At 52.5% G+C, this 15340-nt stretch carries 14 protein-coding genes; 4 read left to right on the top strand and 10 right to left on the bottom strand.

All coding sequences use genetic code 11. The features are described from left to right. Positions 1-2: 2 nt before the first annotated feature. Positions 3-3077 carry a helicase C-terminal domain-containing protein gene (locus tag LG373_RS09685; RefSeq protein WP_370632901.1) on the bottom strand — a complete coding sequence of 1025 codons (3075 nt, stop codon included), beginning with the start codon at positions 3075-3077 and terminating at the stop codon, positions 3-5. 114 nt (positions 3078-3191) lie between these two features. Between LG373_RS09685 and LG373_RS09680 the strand changes: the two genes are divergently transcribed. Continuing rightward, a complete protein-coding gene (locus tag LG373_RS09680; protein ID WP_216529334.1) occupies positions 3192-3836 on the top strand; it encodes a hypothetical protein in 645 nt (214 codons plus the stop codon). A gap of 66 nt (positions 3837-3902) precedes the next feature. On the opposite strand, the gene LG373_RS09675 is transcribed toward LG373_RS09680, so the two are convergent. Beyond that, the gene (locus LG373_RS09675; protein WP_114566365.1) at positions 3903-4847 is read right to left on the bottom strand and encodes a D-alanine--D-alanine ligase; all 945 of its coding nucleotides are present in this window, start codon (positions 4845-4847) and stop codon (positions 3903-3905) included. A 119-nt stretch (positions 4848-4966) separates the two neighbouring features. On the opposite strand from LG373_RS09675, the gene rlmN reads away from it, so the two are divergent. Next, entirely contained in the window at positions 4967-6007 is a 1041-nt protein-coding gene (gene rlmN, locus LG373_RS09670; protein ID WP_216529335.1) for a 23S rRNA (adenine(2503)-C(2))-methyltransferase RlmN, read from the top strand. Positions 6008-6103: 96 nt separating this feature from the next. On the opposite strand, the gene LG373_RS09665 is transcribed toward rlmN, so the two are convergent. The 8 genes from LG373_RS09665 to rpmH all read right to left on the bottom strand — a co-directional run bounded on the left by LG373_RS09665 (position 6104) and on the right by rpmH (position 11148). Continuing rightward, the gene (locus LG373_RS09665) at positions 6104-7159 is read right to left on the bottom strand and encodes a ParB/RepB/Spo0J family partition protein (RefSeq protein WP_225749669.1); all 1056 of its coding nucleotides are present in this window, start codon (positions 7157-7159) and stop codon (positions 6104-6106) included. After that, the gene (locus tag LG373_RS09660; RefSeq protein WP_321191394.1) at positions 7152-8117 is read right to left on the bottom strand and encodes an AAA family ATPase; all 966 of its coding nucleotides are present in this window, start codon (positions 8115-8117) and stop codon (positions 7152-7154) included. Before LG373_RS09660 ends, LG373_RS09665 begins: the two co-directional genes overlap by 8 nt. 123 nt (positions 8118-8240) lie before the next feature. Beyond that, a complete protein-coding gene (gene rsmG, locus LG373_RS09655; RefSeq protein WP_114566364.1) occupies positions 8241-8882 on the bottom strand; it encodes a 16S rRNA (guanine(527)-N(7))-methyltransferase RsmG in 642 nt (213 codons plus the stop codon). A 119-nt stretch (positions 8883-9001) separates the two neighbouring features. Beyond that, positions 9002-9538 carry a R3H domain-containing nucleic acid-binding protein gene (locus tag LG373_RS09650; protein WP_114566363.1) on the bottom strand — a complete coding sequence of 179 codons (537 nt, stop codon included), beginning with the start codon at positions 9536-9538 and terminating at the stop codon, positions 9002-9004. 59 nt (positions 9539-9597) lie between these two features. Further along, positions 9598-10383, bottom strand: a complete 786-nt coding sequence (locus LG373_RS09645) for a YidC/Oxa1 family membrane protein insertase (protein ID WP_114566362.1) — start codon at positions 10381-10383, stop codon at positions 9598-9600. A 47-nt stretch (positions 10384-10430) separates the two neighbouring features. Further along, positions 10431-10664, bottom strand: a complete 234-nt coding sequence (gene yidD, locus LG373_RS09640) for a membrane protein insertion efficiency factor YidD (RefSeq protein ID WP_114566361.1) — start codon at positions 10662-10664, stop codon at positions 10431-10433. An 11-nt stretch (positions 10665-10675) separates the two neighbouring features. Next, positions 10676-11002 (bottom strand): ribonuclease P protein component, encoded by a 327-nt coding sequence (gene rnpA / locus LG373_RS09635; RefSeq protein ID WP_123191618.1) that lies wholly within the window; start codon positions 11000-11002, stop codon positions 10676-10678. Between the two features lie 11 nt (positions 11003-11013). Next, complete coding sequence (rpmH, locus tag LG373_RS09630) at positions 11014-11148, bottom strand: 50S ribosomal protein L34 (protein WP_013981168.1); 135 nt, start codon at positions 11146-11148, stop codon at positions 11014-11016. Positions 11149-12025: 877 nt separating this feature from the next. On the opposite strand from rpmH, the gene LG373_RS09625 reads away from it, so the two are divergent. Beyond that, complete coding sequence (locus LG373_RS09625; RefSeq protein WP_225749668.1) at positions 12026-13123, top strand: ATP-binding protein; 1098 nt, start codon at positions 12026-12028, stop codon at positions 13121-13123. Between the two features lie 112 nt (positions 13124-13235). Further along, complete coding sequence (gene dnaA / locus LG373_RS09620) at positions 13236-14750, top strand: chromosomal replication initiator protein DnaA (RefSeq protein ID WP_216529252.1); 1515 nt, start codon at positions 13236-13238, stop codon at positions 14748-14750. The last annotated feature ends 590 nt before the right edge of the window (positions 14751-15340 follow it).

Below are 15340 nucleotides of genomic sequence, written 5' to 3'. Positions count from 1 at the left end.
GATCACGCACGACCGCGCCGCACATCGTCCGCTATCTCGCGCGCGGACATGATTTTGATAGTTCGGCTTGGTAGAGAATTCAAAAAAGCCTTGCCATAGCTCTTGGTAAGCAATCGCTTATCAGCAAGAATAAGCACGCCTTCGTCCTCGGCCTTGCGAATAAGCCTTCCTGCCGCTTGCTTCGTTTCAAGGACAGCAGCGGGAAGCACGTAACGGCGCCATGCCTGATCGTCGCGCGCCGCGCGCTCGCACGATAAGGGGTCAGTAGGTTTGGAGAACGGCAGCTTAGGAATAATCACGCCCTTCAACGTAGCCCCGGGAGCATCGAACCCTTCCCAAAAGCTCTTGAGAGCGAACAGCGATAGATGTTCGTCGGCAAGGAAATCATCGCGAAGTCCCTTTACCGACACGCCCCATTTCTGGCAGACAACACGGAGATCGTCTTCTTTAAGCTGCGGACTAACTTCGTCGAAGCACTTCTCCATTTCGCGACGATTCGTGAACAGCGTCAGCATAGACCCCTGCTGCGCACGATGAACGTCCACCAGAAGGCGCTGCAACGAAGAAAGGTAGGCTGCGTCGCTCGGTTCGGGCATATCGTCAACAACGTACACTGTCATATGGCCGTCGTAGTCGTAGCTCGAATCAAGCTTGCAAGTCCTGGATTGCGAGAATTCGGTTTCGTTCAGCCCGAGCGAGTTCTCAAACGCAGTGAATTTTCCATCAACCGACAGCGTGGCCGAAGCAAACACCACTGAGTGGGTTTTCGCGAACAAGGTCTCGTTCATAATCGCGCCCATGTTGACCATCAGCGCTTCAAGCTTTTCGGCAACGCGGTCTTTCTTGCGATTGATTGTTGCGGAGTATGCGCAGGATTCGGGCGCTTTAGTCAATATGATGTCAACGGAATCGATCTGTTCTTTCAGCTCGATAGCCATCGATGCGATCTCGCGCTGAATTTCAGCCGCCCCGTCAACCTCTTCCAGATACGCAACCAGATTTTGGCATGCGGCCACCAGCTTTTCCGCAGCATCCGACATAGCCCGCCCCAGCAATGTAACTTGACCGAACGTAGCGCTGTTGCGAATATCGTTATTGATCCAGAGTTCTACGGTTTCGTACCCTCGTCCTCGTTTGTTCTGATCGAAGAACAGCAGGTCTTTCATGTGGGAAGCGAATTCCTGCGCAGCTTCGGCATACGTTTTCCCGGCAGCTCGAGCTTTACTGGTCAACGCATAGAACAGGGAGCTTCCTTCTTCGCTTCCGGAAACCACCACGCGGCGCTCGGCTCGAACGAACACGTTACGGGAAGCTTCGTCAGCACCGGCGCGATGAGCAAGACGCGTAATATCCTCAGCAGCCAGAGAAACCGAAAAAGCTCGGCGCGCTTCCGATTCAGCCCCGTGAGCCTCGTCCACCACCCAGTATCGAATAGAGGGAAGCAACCCGCCATCGGCCACTAAATCGCAAAAGAGAAGACTATGATTGGTCACAACGATATCGGCCGCCTCGGCACGCCGGCGAGACCCATGCACAAAACAAGACGTTCCGAAGTAAGGGCATTTACGGCGAAGACAATCATGGCTCGTCGTGGTTACCGCTCGACGGGGCAGTACTCGATAATCGATTTTCAACCCGTCCATGTCGTCGTACGAGGTTTGCTCCACATAAGAAAGAAGAGCCGCGAGCGCCGGAGCCTGAGTTTGCTCCTTACCATTCACAAGCCTCATCTGAGGGCCATCAGACACAATGCGATCTATGCGCCGCAGGCACGGGTAATGAGAGAACCCCTTCAGCGGAGCATACGTCAACAGCGGCATCTCGGGATTCACCGTATGAAGCGCTTCGGCGAGCGCAGGAAGCTCATGGTACACCAGCTGATCAAGCAGTGCGTTGGTTTTCGTCGCAACGCCTACCGTAATGTTGTTCGCCTGCGCCGTAAGCGCAGCCGGCACCAGATAAGCCATCGACTTTCCAACGCCCGTACCCGCTTCGACAATAAGATTTTCCGAACTGGCAAACGCATCGCGCACGGCTTCGGCCATAATGCGCTGCTCTTTGCGCGGCTCGAAATCGCCGTACAAAGCTCCAACAAGTCCCTGTTCGGAAAACGCTTGGTCGATAGCTTCTTGCGAAGGAAACACAAGCTCTCGTTGGGGATTGGAGGCTATATCGTCTGCATCCACCTTAGGAGCATGCTCTTTTTTACCCAGTCGATCCCTTCTCAAAGCACGAAGGGAGAAGTGGTGCTTTGCATCAAGCGGTGATGTTTCACGTGAAACATCACCGGGCTCAACGGCGGCATTCGACGATGTTTCACGTGAAACATCGTTCCAAAGGCTGGAAAAGACCTTGCTGTACGCTGAGCTCGATTGAAGATCGGCAATACGATCGAACACAACCTGCGTAGACCACTGGTCAGGGGTTGCCATTCGAGCAATTTCCCTCACAAGCGCAGGAGGCATAGCCGCCACGCCAGCAAGAAGGATGCGATACATCGCGCAGGTGGCCGCCACGTCCGCATCGGCGCGATGAGTGGAAAGCGGTGCGCCGAAAGCTCGCACAAGATCTAAAAGCCGATGAGACTTCAAGCGCGGTAAAGCTATGCGAGCAAGATCAAGAGAGTCGATCCAAGTGTTCTCCAGAAGCGGATACCCGCTGGGATGACGCGTCGTGAACGTGCGATCGAAATCAACGTTATGAGCAACCACGCTTGCATCGCCGACGAACGACACCAGTGCAGCAAGCGCCTCTTCAGGGGAAGGGGCTTCAGCAACATCGCTATCGTGGATATCGGTCAGACGAGCCACTTCTTCCGGAATAGGCTTACCCGGATTCACGAACGTGATGAACCAATCCACTATCTCGCCCTGCTCGAAGCGAGCAGCGGCAATTTGGGTCAGTTCATCGTGATTGTACGAGAACCCCGTCGTTTCCGTATCAAGCACAACCACGTTACGGTCAAGTTCGCCGAAATCAAGGGATTCCGCCCACGAAGGGAGCAATGCGTAACGGTCGCACACGGGCTGGGGTGTTCCATCGCTTATGAAACTTTGCAGGGTATCCTGCTTGAGCATACTTTGATTATCCATAGCTATCAGCCTATCATCTATCATAGGATCGCACAAACCTAAAACACGGTGATTACACGCCCGACACACCCTGAGCTACACCATGGTAGAGGAGAAAAGATGCAGGCGGAACGCTATTTCGGAACATACGCTCGATTCGAGACAAAATCCAAGAAGGATGCAGCGGCGCTGCTTGGCGCCGACAACCTGGTTGGCGATGTGTTCGAACTAGAGTTCATCGTTCGGGACAAGAAGAACGTTGCCTGGCTGAAGAACCGTTTCGGCGGGCTTATCGGATATCTTGACGAAGAGACTTCTCGCACGCTCAGCATCCTCGTTGCTCGCGGGTGGAACCTCAAGGCGATCCTGTCTTTCATAGCGTTCACCGACGCGCCCGATCCAGGCCATTACTGGGGACAAGTCGCGCTCGTTTGCTACGAGAATGAGCTTGAGCAGCCTATGAGTTCCTTCATACAGGGAATCTCGGCGCGCTTGGCGGACGGGGTTCGCCCCGATGTCTCATTCGGCGATCAAGCAGTGCAGCAGATTGTCGAAAGCGAAGGATCATGGCAACCGAAAGACACCGTGCCGCTTCCTGAGAAAAAGCCTGGAACCGTCATTATGAAAAGCCGCCGCAAAATGAGCGAGAAGCTGATCGAGCAAGGGCGCAAGGGAAACAAGGGGTGCTATGCGGTAAGCTGGATATTCCTTCTTGCAATCGTCGCCTTAGCGTTGTTCGGATTGAAATCCTGCGGAATACTGTAAACGCTTGCAGAAAAAATAGGGCGAGGTTCGTGACCTCGCCCTATTTTTTACCCCACCGTTGAAAGTTTAGGCGCGAAGCGCGTACTGTACCAACTTCGTGCACAAGTCAGGGAAGGAAATCCCCGCCGCCCTGCCAGCATCCGGCAAAAGCGAGGTGCCGGTCATGCCAGGAATCGTATTGGTTTCCAGAATCCAGCACGACCCATCTTCTTCCAAAATGAAATCGGAGCGCGAAACACCATCGCATCCAAGGGCCTTGTGCGCTTCGATAGCTAGCTTCTGCACCATGTTCGTCGTCTCGTCAGAAAGCAGAGCAGGGCAGATATGCTGCGACCCTCCGGGAGCGTACTTCGATTCAAAATCATAAAAGTCGCTTTTCGGAACGATTTCGATAATCGGAAGAGCCTGTAGATCATCCCCTCCGATAACCGCAACAGTCAGCTCGGTGCCTTTGACGTACCGTTCGATAAGGACCTCATCATCTATCTCGAGCGCCTTTTCCACCGCATCCAGAATAGCTTGCTCTCCCTCGACGATGAACACACCGAGCGCGCTGCCTTCCGTACCAGGCTTCACCACGCAGTGATCCCCAAGAAAAGCGATAACCTGACGAGCGTCTACGGAATCGCCTGCGCGAACCGTCACGGAAGGAGGCGTAGGAATATCGTGCTGCTGATAGTACAACTTCGCTTTCGCCTTATCCATGGCCAAGGAGCTTGACCACACCCCTGAGCCAATATAAGGAAGCCCAATCACTTCCAAGAAGCCCTGCACCGTGCCGTCTTCGCCAAGTTTTCCGTGCAAGCATAGGAATGCAACATCGAAAGGTTCGTCGATCAGACGCTTCAAATCCTCTTTCTCAGCAGGATCAAGGACGGTCACGTTAAATCCCGCTTCTTTCAGAGCTTGGGAAGCCCCTTCTCCAGAAGCCAACGATATCTCTCGCTCCCCGCTTTTTCCCCCGGCAAGCAACGCCACGCGACACTCGCGCGGATCGAAGCATTCAGACATGCGTCCTTCTTTCACCCTATGGATACGAACGTCAGCAGTATAGCAAAACGAGCAACACCGAGCGAAAACCATGGTGCGAGAGGAGCAATGTTTCACGTGAAACATGTATAATGACCGGCATGAATACTTCAATTAAAGCTTATACACTCGACGGTCTTACTCAGATTGTGAAAGACCTGGGACAGCCGGCATTCCGCGCAAAGCAACTCTACGAATGGCTCTATACACACAACGTGCAGTCGTTTGATGAAATGTCGAATCTCCCTGCAGCGTTCAGATCATCTCTTGCTGAAAAGTTCTCGATAGATGCTCCTTCGGTAGTTGACCGTCAAATATCGAGCGACGGCACCAGAAAATACCTTATATCGTACGAAGACGGCGTGTGCGTCGAAACGGTTGCCATACCCTCAAGAAGCGGAGATCGTTTGACAGTATGCTTCTCGACACAAGCTGGGTGCGGCATGGCATGTGCCTTTTGCGCAACGGGAAGGGAAGGGTTCACCAGGAACCTCCTTCCGGGTGAAATGGTGGACCAAATACTCTTGATCCAGAAGGACACGGGAACGCGGGTCACGAACGCTGTGGGCATGGGACAGGGCGAACCGTTCCTTAACTACGACAATACGCTTGCCGCGCTGCGCATACTCAACGACCCGAAGGCAGTCGGAATTGGCGCGCGCCACATTAGCATTTCAACCTGCGGCATACTTCCCGGTATAGAAAAGTTCGCCACGGAGCCCGAGCAGTTCACGCTTGCGGTATCGCTTCACTCCGCCGCACAAGGCACCCGCGATTTGCTTATGCCGAAAGTCGATCGCTTCAAGCTTAAAAACCTCAAGCAGGCGCTACAGTCGTACGTCGAGAAAACCAACCGTCGCGTGACGTTGGAATACATCATGATAGAAGGCGTGAACGATTCGAATGCAGAGCTTTCCAAACTGAAAGAGTTCTGCTCCGGTCTTCACTGCCATGTCAACCTGATTCCCATCAACGCCGTTCCCGATTCCGTTTTTCAACCGAGCGATCAGGAAACCATTGAAACCTGGCTCCGTGAAATTCAGAAGCACGGCACCGAAGCTACCTTGCGTGATTCTCGCGGCTCCGATATCGACGGAGCGTGCGGACAGTTAAAAAATACGTATCATAAAAACCAAGGATAGATAACCTATTTAAAGTACTATGACGTTAGAAGAGCTCTTCTAAGCCCTTCTAACGTCATATATTGGTGTTTCTTGAGTACAGACTCGTCTAAATCATTATGAGGGCTTAGAAAGCAGCTCCTCGAACAATCTTTCAAGATCCTCTTCGTCTTTGAATTCGATTTCTATCTTATTCTTCCCTTTGACCGACTTAACCCTTACATTCGTATGCAGAGCATCTTTCAAAGCACGAGCGACGGTTTTGTAAGTTTTAGGCAGCGGAGCCTTCGGCTGAGCGGATTCGTTCTTCTTACCCGACATCAAACGCGCGATTGCTTCAGCTTCCCGCACCGTCAACTTATCCGCAATAATCTTATCGGTGAGCTTTTGACGGCCTTCCTTGGTCGGAATGGATAGAATCGCACGAGCATGGCCTGCCGTAATCTTCTCCTCGAACAAAAGCTGCTGCGCTTCTTCAGGAAGTTCAAGCAACCTCAACGCGTTCGCAACGGTCGAGCGACCCTTCGACATAGCTTGCGCAACTTCAGACTGAGTAAAGTTGCAGCGCTCCATCAAGCGACGATACCCGTACGCTTCCTCGATAGGGTTCAAATCGGAACGCTGGATGTTCTCAACAAGTGCAAGCTCTAAAGAACGATCGTCGTCAGCTTCCTTGATGCGAATGGGAACCTTCTTCAAGCCAGCAAGCTTGCACGCTTGCCAACGGCGCTCTCCGGCTATGATCTGATACGTTTGCTGGCCGAGCGGCCTTACCAGGATAGGCTGCAACAACCCGTCTTTTTCGATGGAAGCAGCAAGCTCCTCCAATTCCTCGCGCTTGAAATTCGTACGAGGCTGATCGGGGTTCGGGCTAATGGACTCGATAGCAACTTCGTCCGTATTACGTTGCACCACGCTTTTGATGGTTACCTGGCTTCCTTCTTCGACGATAGATTCGCCTTCAGCAGGAAAAGAGGTGATTCTGACGCTTGCATCGTCAAGAGGACGCGCCGGTTCACTCGGTGCCGAACGAGGAGGACGGGGGGCTTCCTCTTGCTCATTTTCCACCAACACCCGCTTCGGAGCGGACTCGATAGGAGCCGCTTCTTCGAAAGCACCTCCCAGCAGCGAGTTCAGACCTCGTCCCAAACCACTTTTCGCCGACTTAGCCACGCTGAATCACTTCCTTTGCAAGCTCCACATACGACTGAGCACCTTTTCCCGACGGGTCGTACTGCGTAATAGGCTGCCCGAAGCTTGGTGCCTCGGACAACTTAACGGTACGAGGGATCAATGTCGTAAAGACAGTTTTTCCAAAATAACCGCGCACCTCGCTTACCACCTGCCGCGAGAGCGTGGTACGTCCATCGTACATAGTCAAAAGCACGCCGAAGATATCCAAAGTAGGATTAAGGCGAGTTTTGACACGTTTCATTGAATCAAGAAGTTTTGTCACACCTTCCAGTGCATAGAACTCACACTGGATAGGAATAAGCAGCTTGTCCGCAGCTACTAATGCGTTCACGGTAAGAAGCCCAAGGGAAGGCGGACAATCTATGAAAACGTAGTCGTACTTGCCGCGCAGACTTCCAACGGAGTCTTTCAAACGGTTCTCTCGTGCCATCTCGGAGACAAGCTCGACTTCAGCGCCAGCAAGGTTGATGGTAGCTGGAATGACGTCAAGACCGTCGCATACATCGGGAATGATCACGTTCTCGATAGGCACATCATTGAGCAGGACATCGTAAATACAGTTGGACACCTGGCTCTTCTCGATGCCCAAGCCGCTTGAGGAATTCCCTTGAGGGTCCAAATCAACGAGCAAAACCTGCTTGCCAAGCTCTCCTAGAGCAGCTGAAAGGTTGATCGCCGTCGTAGATTTACCGACGCCGCCTTTTTGGTTGATAATGGCCATAACCTTGGTTTGACCAACCACATGCTTCACCGGAGCCTTATCCTTGAACGATTTGATAGGCTTCGGCGGAGCAGGTTCCTCCACTTTAGCGGGAACCTCTCGCTCAACCACTTCTATATGATCGATCGACAAATCATCCTCAACAAGTATGGTTTCGTCACGCTTGACAGTCTCGGCTGGCTTTTTGTCTCGTTTAAGACTATCGAATAGTCCCACAGGGACCCCCTTTCTTAACCGCAACGACAGTATACCTTGTTTGCATCTTATATAAAGCGCTCCCCTTGAAACGGAGCATTCCCACAACCGCTCTACTCTGCCAGTGTTTCACGTGAAACACCCTTAGAGAGGACGTTTTTGGGCAAAACTTGTTTTACGGGGAAGCTTAATCTTTGGCTTCGCCGTTTTCTCGAAGCACATGATCCTACGACACCGATCTTCCAATTCAAGCGTTCGATCAGACACGAGAGTCATACCTAGCGTTTCCTGCAACGATAGCGCGTGGTCTAGCTCATCATCTTCCATACGGGCTTTATAACAGATTAAGCGGCCGCCTTTTTGCAGAAGAGGCGACGCGAATTCCATAAGCACGGAAACTCGAGACAATGCACGAGCGGTGACTACAGCGAATTCACCCGGATGCTCTCGTGCGAGGTCCTCTATTCGCCCCGTGTAGGTTTCTACCGAGCTAAGGCCAAGTTGAGCAATAATACCGTCAAGTATAGCGGTTTTCTTGCCTACTGAATCGGCGAGGAGCGTCTTTCTCCCGCTTTCTATTGCCAACGGTATCCCCGGATATCCCGCACCCGATCCTATATCCACATACCAACCCTCGGGAGCATCATTCAACTCCGGCAGACCTATGAGAGAATCCTGCACATGCAGGAGCATACCTTCGTCCCATGTTGAAATTCGAGTGATATTCGTTGTTTTATTTGCCTCTATAACAAGCTCGAGGTGTCGCTTCAGTAGATCTTCGTGCATGCATGCTCCTTCATAAGATGTCCTCTGTAGTATAAAGGAATGTTTCACGTGAAACTTTCAAACATGAAAAAGCCCGTATCCGAAGATACGGGCTTTCGATCAAAACAAGGAACGTGCCGTTATCGAGGAAGAATCACCACGTGGCGCGCGCTTCCCTCGCCTTCAGAAGCAGTCTCAACGCGCTTGTCGTCACGAAGCGTAATGTGAACGATTCGGCGTTCGTAAGGAGTCATTGGACGAAGCTTGACGCTGCGGTGCTGACTTGCAGCGCGATTCGCTGAAGAACGAGCAATCGACTCAAGCTTCTCTCGCTGACGCCCCTTATAGCCCTCGACATCTACGATAACCGGATAACGGAAGCCGATCGTCCGCACCGTGATCGCCGATACCAAGAACTGCAGGGCATCAAGCGTCTTACCGTGGCGACCGATAAGCACGGCCAGATCGTCACCGGTAATATCAAGAATCAGCTCGCCTTCGTCACCCTCGTACTCATCGATAGTGACTTCTCCAACGTCGAAATACTTGAGGATATCCTGCAGGGCACCGATCGCAGTATCAGCAATACGATCAAGCTCCTCATCGGTCAACTCGGTGGAATCAATCTCAGAGGGATCGATGCACTCCTCAACGTTTTCAACCAACTCTTCAGCCATAACAGACTCCTTTTATCGAAACAGAAAAGCTGGGGTGTTTCACGTGAAACACCGCCGAGCTACCTTTTCTTGACGGTGTCCTTCTTGGTCGGGCGCGGCTTCTTCACCTTACGGGTAACGTCAACCTCGATAGGCTTAACCTCGATAGTTTCGGCAGCTTCAGCGTCGCGCCTCTTCATGATGCGCATGGAAATCTGCTGCTGAGCAATGCCGATGAGCGACGAAGCGCCCCAGAACAAGAGCACGCCGGCAGGAGAGCCCCAGCTGATCCACAGCATGAAAACGCTCATGACGGCCGCCATGATCATGGTCTGCTTGCGCTGCGGGTTATCCTTGTTGCCCATCTGCATGAGAATCATGGGCAAGAACGTGGCGGCAGCGAACACGACCATAAGGATCAGATAGGGAACAAACGTTCCAAATCCCATGGAAAACGCCTCGGAAGGACGCATAACCAAGCTGGGAACCAGGTTGTAGAACTCATACGTGGTGCCTTGCGTACGGGAACCCATCTCGCTCAACACCTGGAACAGCGCGATGAAGATAGGCATCTGAAGCAGCATCGGCAGACAGCCGGCCAGCGGGTTGAACTTCGCCTCGGCGTACAGCTTCTGCATCTCCTCCTGCTGACGCTGAGGATCATCAGCGTACTTACGCTGGATTTCCTGCATCAGAGGCTGAACCTTCTGCATCTGATAGGAAGACTTCGTCTGCTTGTGCATCAAGGGAGAGATGAGCACACGGAAGATCACCGTGACGACGATGATGGCGAGTCCCCAGTCGCCGCAAAAATCGTAGAAGAAATGGATGATGTTAAACACCCAGTCCTTGATTACGTCCCACATTGTATGTTGTTCCTTCCTCTATACCAAAGAAGGCCGCTTCTACAATCCTACGGTACTGGATCGTAGCCGTGCGGACCTCCCGGACGGCAGCGCAGCACACGTTTGAACGTGAGCTTCAAGCCTTTCCAAAACCCGTAGCGTTGAAACGCTATGAGTCCGTACTCGGAACATGTCGGCGTAAAACGACAGCAAGAAGGAAACAGGGGCGATATAGCGGCCCTATAGAAGGTGATCAGCATCACCGCAATGGTACACGGCAAGCGCTTTACAAAAGCCTTCATATCGATCGACCTTATCGGATCCCCGCGCGTTCCAACGTCTCGTCGCATGCTGCTAGCACTTTACTATAAGAACCCCTGCAAATACCCGACTTCGCGAGAAATATCACATCGAAGCCCTTCCAAGGCCCTCCGAGCTCATGACAGACTGCGCGCATACGCCGCTTTGCGCTATTGCGCCAGACGGCGTTCCCTAGCTTTTTACCCGCAACAAAAGCAACACGACCATTGAGGCCGTGCTGCTTCGTGGGTAACACTATGAGCGTAAGGTACGGCGTATGCAAACGCTTGCCGCAAGAGAACAGATCGGAGATGTCCTCGCGGGACTTTATCGTCTCCAATCTCGCTCTCTTTACACGCAGAGACGCTTGCGGCCCTTTGCGCGGCGAGCAGCCAGCACCTTGCGGCCGCCCTTCGTCGACATACGAGCACGGAAACCGTGGCACTTAGCCCGCTTACGAGTGTTAGGTTGATACGTGCGCTTCATATTGATTCCCTTTCATGGTTTTAGAGCAACCTCGAAAGTATAGCGCAGGTTACGGCGTAGTCAAGCGAAACTCACAAGAACAAACCAACTCCGTTTCAAGTCTTCGCGCTGGGTCGCACTGCCTACCCGCTGCACGCTCACCACTCGTCGACTCGATCGAAAAGACCCCCGAATACGCGTTTCAACATACTGCCAACAAGAACGCCCGTTTCCCTCGTCGATGTCAAACGCCATGCTCATGCTGAAAACAGCGTTGAATCGCTTCCGAAAGCGTGAAAAGAGCCCCGCTAAACAGACTTATCCCCAAAAGCGAGAAACCAAATTGTGGAAAATGTTGAAAACTCTTATTTCATTCGAGCATCATTGTGGAAATCTCCAATTTCGCTGTTTTGTCAAGATATGAATTTGCTTATTTTTACAAGCCCCTCATCAGGCATTAGTTGTTTTCAACTGAATAATTAGGCTTCTGAACTGGTGTTTTATAAAGCTCTAGCTTTTGAAGAGGGCGTTCTTTGACGTAGGTGATACAAATCCACTGTTTCAGGAAAACCGTTCAGCTATGGCCGATGGTGCGTTAAACAGACGCCCTTCGATCGCGCCCGACCACGGTTCTATCAACATTTCCCAAGAGTTTTTCACTATGGGTTTCTTCTCGGTTCTTTCTTTTCTTCAAAGTTTTCCACAATTTTTGAATAAAAAGTGGAAAACGCTGAAAAGGCCGCGTAGATAGTCGATTTTCTTTTCTGGAAAACGGGAATATCCGCAATGAAACGCATTGAATATCCCAGGTGGATAGATTCTAAAGTTGAAAACGTATACAATGCCGTTGAAAGTCATTGAAAAATGCTGAATATCGGATCTGAAAAACGGAACAGAATTGAACAACCAGACTGAAAAAGCAGATCACCAAGGTAAAACGCCCGATGAAAACTCGGCGTTGTACGACTATGCACATGTCGACTCGATCGCGCGCATAGCTTTGTACGACGATCTCAAGAGCGCGCCGCGCGTCACCGAGATCAACCCCGCACCGACGGCGGATTACATTGAAAACCTCGCATCGAGCATTTACGAACAAGCGAAGCTCAGCGGAGGAACCATCCCGTACACGGTGATCCGAGAGGTGTCGGAAAACTTCATCCACGCCCAATTCGCCGAGGTGACCGTGTCCATCCTGGACGGTGGAAACACGATTCGCTTCGCCGACCAGGGGCCGGGGATATTTCAGAAAGACAAGGCACAGCTTCCGGGGTTCTCCTCGGCGGTCGAGTCTATGAAGCAGTACATCCGCGGCGTAGGGTCGGGGCTTCCCATCGTGAAGGAATACCTGGACTTCTCCCACGGAACCATAACCATAGAGGACAACCTGGGAACCGGATCCGTCGTCACCATCAGCCTGCAGCCGAGCGAGTCGGCAGTGCAGGAGCTGTTTGACGCCGTGGCGGAAGGACCCGCAAGGCAGCCCCAGGCTCAGGGCGCACAAGCCGTGCAGCCTTATCAGGAAAACCTCTACCAACAGCAGGCGTACCAACCCCAAGCACAGGGCTACACGGTGCCGGCACAGCCTATTCAACCTATGCAGCCCATCCAGCACATGGCCCCGATGAGCGCTATGCCGGGAACCGTTTACCCTGGTCAGCAAGCACAACCGTACGGTACGACAGGATATCCGATGCAAGCGCCCGCCTACGGGTACCCCACGGCGGCAGTGCCGTCCATGCCTCAAGCGGGTTATCCGCACCATTCCGTCACGCCGCTGGTGCCGCCCCTGTCCCAACGCGAGCGAGATTTCCTTCCTATATTCCTGAACGAAGGGGCACTCGGCGTAACCGACCTGGTGCGCATCACCGGCGTTCCCCAATCGAGCACGTACGTAACGCTGACGAAGCTCGAGCAAGCCGGACTGATAGAGAAAACCGCGGGGCAGAAGCGCATTCTGACGGATCTGGGATACCAGGTAGCCATTTCCCTGTAACCCTTTGCCTGACCCTATCGTTTTATATACAATCGAACACGAAGCGGACGGCCATTGGGAGCACGCCATCGTCGCTCCCCGGGCGGGGGCGAACCCACCAAGGAAGCAGCGTATGAACAGCCAAAAACTCGAAGAAACCTGGCAAGAAGTATGCGACCAGGTCAAAAGCTACAATAACATAGACCCGTCACAGATCAGCGCCTTCTTCTCCCGCCTGCATCCCCAGGCGATGAGCGAGGATTTTCTCATGCTGACGGCCGATAACGACTTCATCAAAACGTGGATCGAGCGTCATTACGTCGGGTTCATCAAGCAAGCGCTCGAAGACCTGTTCCATGTTTCGTTCACCGTCATCATAGAAGTGGACATCACCGCCGCTGACGAGATGCCGACGCCTGCGGCGAGCAGCGCGCCGCGCCAGGAACGACCCGCTGTACCGATGCCGACGCCGGCGGCCGCAGTGGAGCCCGCACCGACGTTGCGCCCGGAAGAACCGCTCGTGGAAGACGTCGCCCCAAAAATAGAGGAAAGCGGCAGCGAAGACGGCGAGAACGCGGAGACCGGACAAGACGGTCCGACGTCCACGCTCACGTTCGAGAACTTCGTCATAGGCGATTCCAACCGCATGGCGTACTCCATGGCGGTCGCCGTTGCGGAAATGCCGGGTAAAGCGCACTTAAATCCCCTGTTCATCTATGGAAAATCAGGGTTGGGGAAAACGCACCTCATGCGCGCGATCCAAAATTACATCAGCGAGAACATCCCCCAGCTGTCCACCATTTACGTGGACTCGGCCGAGTTCTTATCGGAATACACCGAAGCAAGCGCGGCGCACGACAAGCAGAAATCCAGCTACAAGAACTTCAAAACGCGCTACGAAGAAGCCGACGTGCTGCTGATCGACGACGTTCAGTATCTGCAAGGAAAGAAGCAGACGCTCGACATCGTGTTCCAGATCTTCAACAAGCTGACCAGCCAGGGAAAGCAAGTCGTGCTCTCCGCAGACCGCGCTCCCAAGAACATCGACATCGACGAGCGTTACAAAAGCCGATTCAATTCGGGCGGGACGTTCGACATCCAGCCTCCCGAGATCGAGACGAAACTGGGCATCGTGAAAAGCTTCGTTCAGGAATACCGGGATGCGGAGGGGTCTCAAGATTTCAATATTCCCGAAGACATTCAGATGTACATAGCGGAAAGCTCGAGCTCGAACATCCGAGAATTGAAAAGCGCCGTCACGAAGGTTATCTATCAGATGACGTTTTTCAACCAACCGAACCTGAAGCTCGACGATGCGCGCGCGCTGCTTGAGAATCACTTCTCAGGAGGCCCGTCGAAACGCCTGACCATTGCCGATATCCAAAGGGAAGTCGAAACGTTTTACAAGGTGAGCCACGCCGATCTCGTAGGAAAGAAAAGAACGCGCAACATCACCTACGCACGACAGATCGCCACGTACCTATGCCGTGAAATGGTCGATATACCGTACAGCGACATCGGAAAGAAGTTCAACCGCGACCATTCGACCGTCATGTATTCGGTCTCGAACATCGAGGCGAAAATGAAGGAGAACCGGGAGCTTCGCGAAGAGCTTGAAACGCTCCGGCAAATTATCAGGGAAATATAGCCTTGTTCGTGCGCCCGCCCGATCCATTCGGCGGGCGCACGAACGTTCGGAGGAAAGATGACTGAAATATGACTGACAAGTTGAAGAAAACCCCCGAAACCCTCTGGAAAGATAATATAAGCAATAATTCATGTTGATGGAGGGTACTGGATCTAAACATCTAGAAAGGTATTATTTTCAGCTTCTGATCTGGTATTTTAATAGTTATCCACTTTTCCACCGCCCTTATTATTACAACTATTAAAACCTTATATATATTTAGGGAAGACCCCTTAAAACCCAAAACCTAAGATCATGATTCTTTGCGAGCGTCACGAAGAACTTATACCCGTGCGCTCGCTCAGTGCATGTTTCACGTGAAACATGCACGTTTCGGCCACGTGTGTAGGACATCCCTTTGGTCGCATCTCTTCAATTTCAAACGTCCATTCTTTTTGAATGTTCACGCAACGCTGCCGTACTTCCTGCAAGCATACTTTTGATACATGAGCAGATCCGTGTTCCGAGTCCTTTTCTTCACGTGCGCTTGCCGTGCGCGGCAGAGCTTTTATCATGGTGGCAAACGTGAAAACGGATTGATTGTGCGATAC

Origin of the sequence: Paraeggerthella sp. Marseille-Q4926 (assembly GCF_916618935.1) — a bacterium.
GTDB classification, from domain to species: Bacteria; Actinomycetota; Coriobacteriia; order Coriobacteriales; family Eggerthellaceae; genus Paraeggerthella; species Paraeggerthella hominis.
The sequence above is the reverse complement of the archived record's forward strand: the minus strand, read 5'-3'. Positions and strand labels throughout refer to the sequence as shown.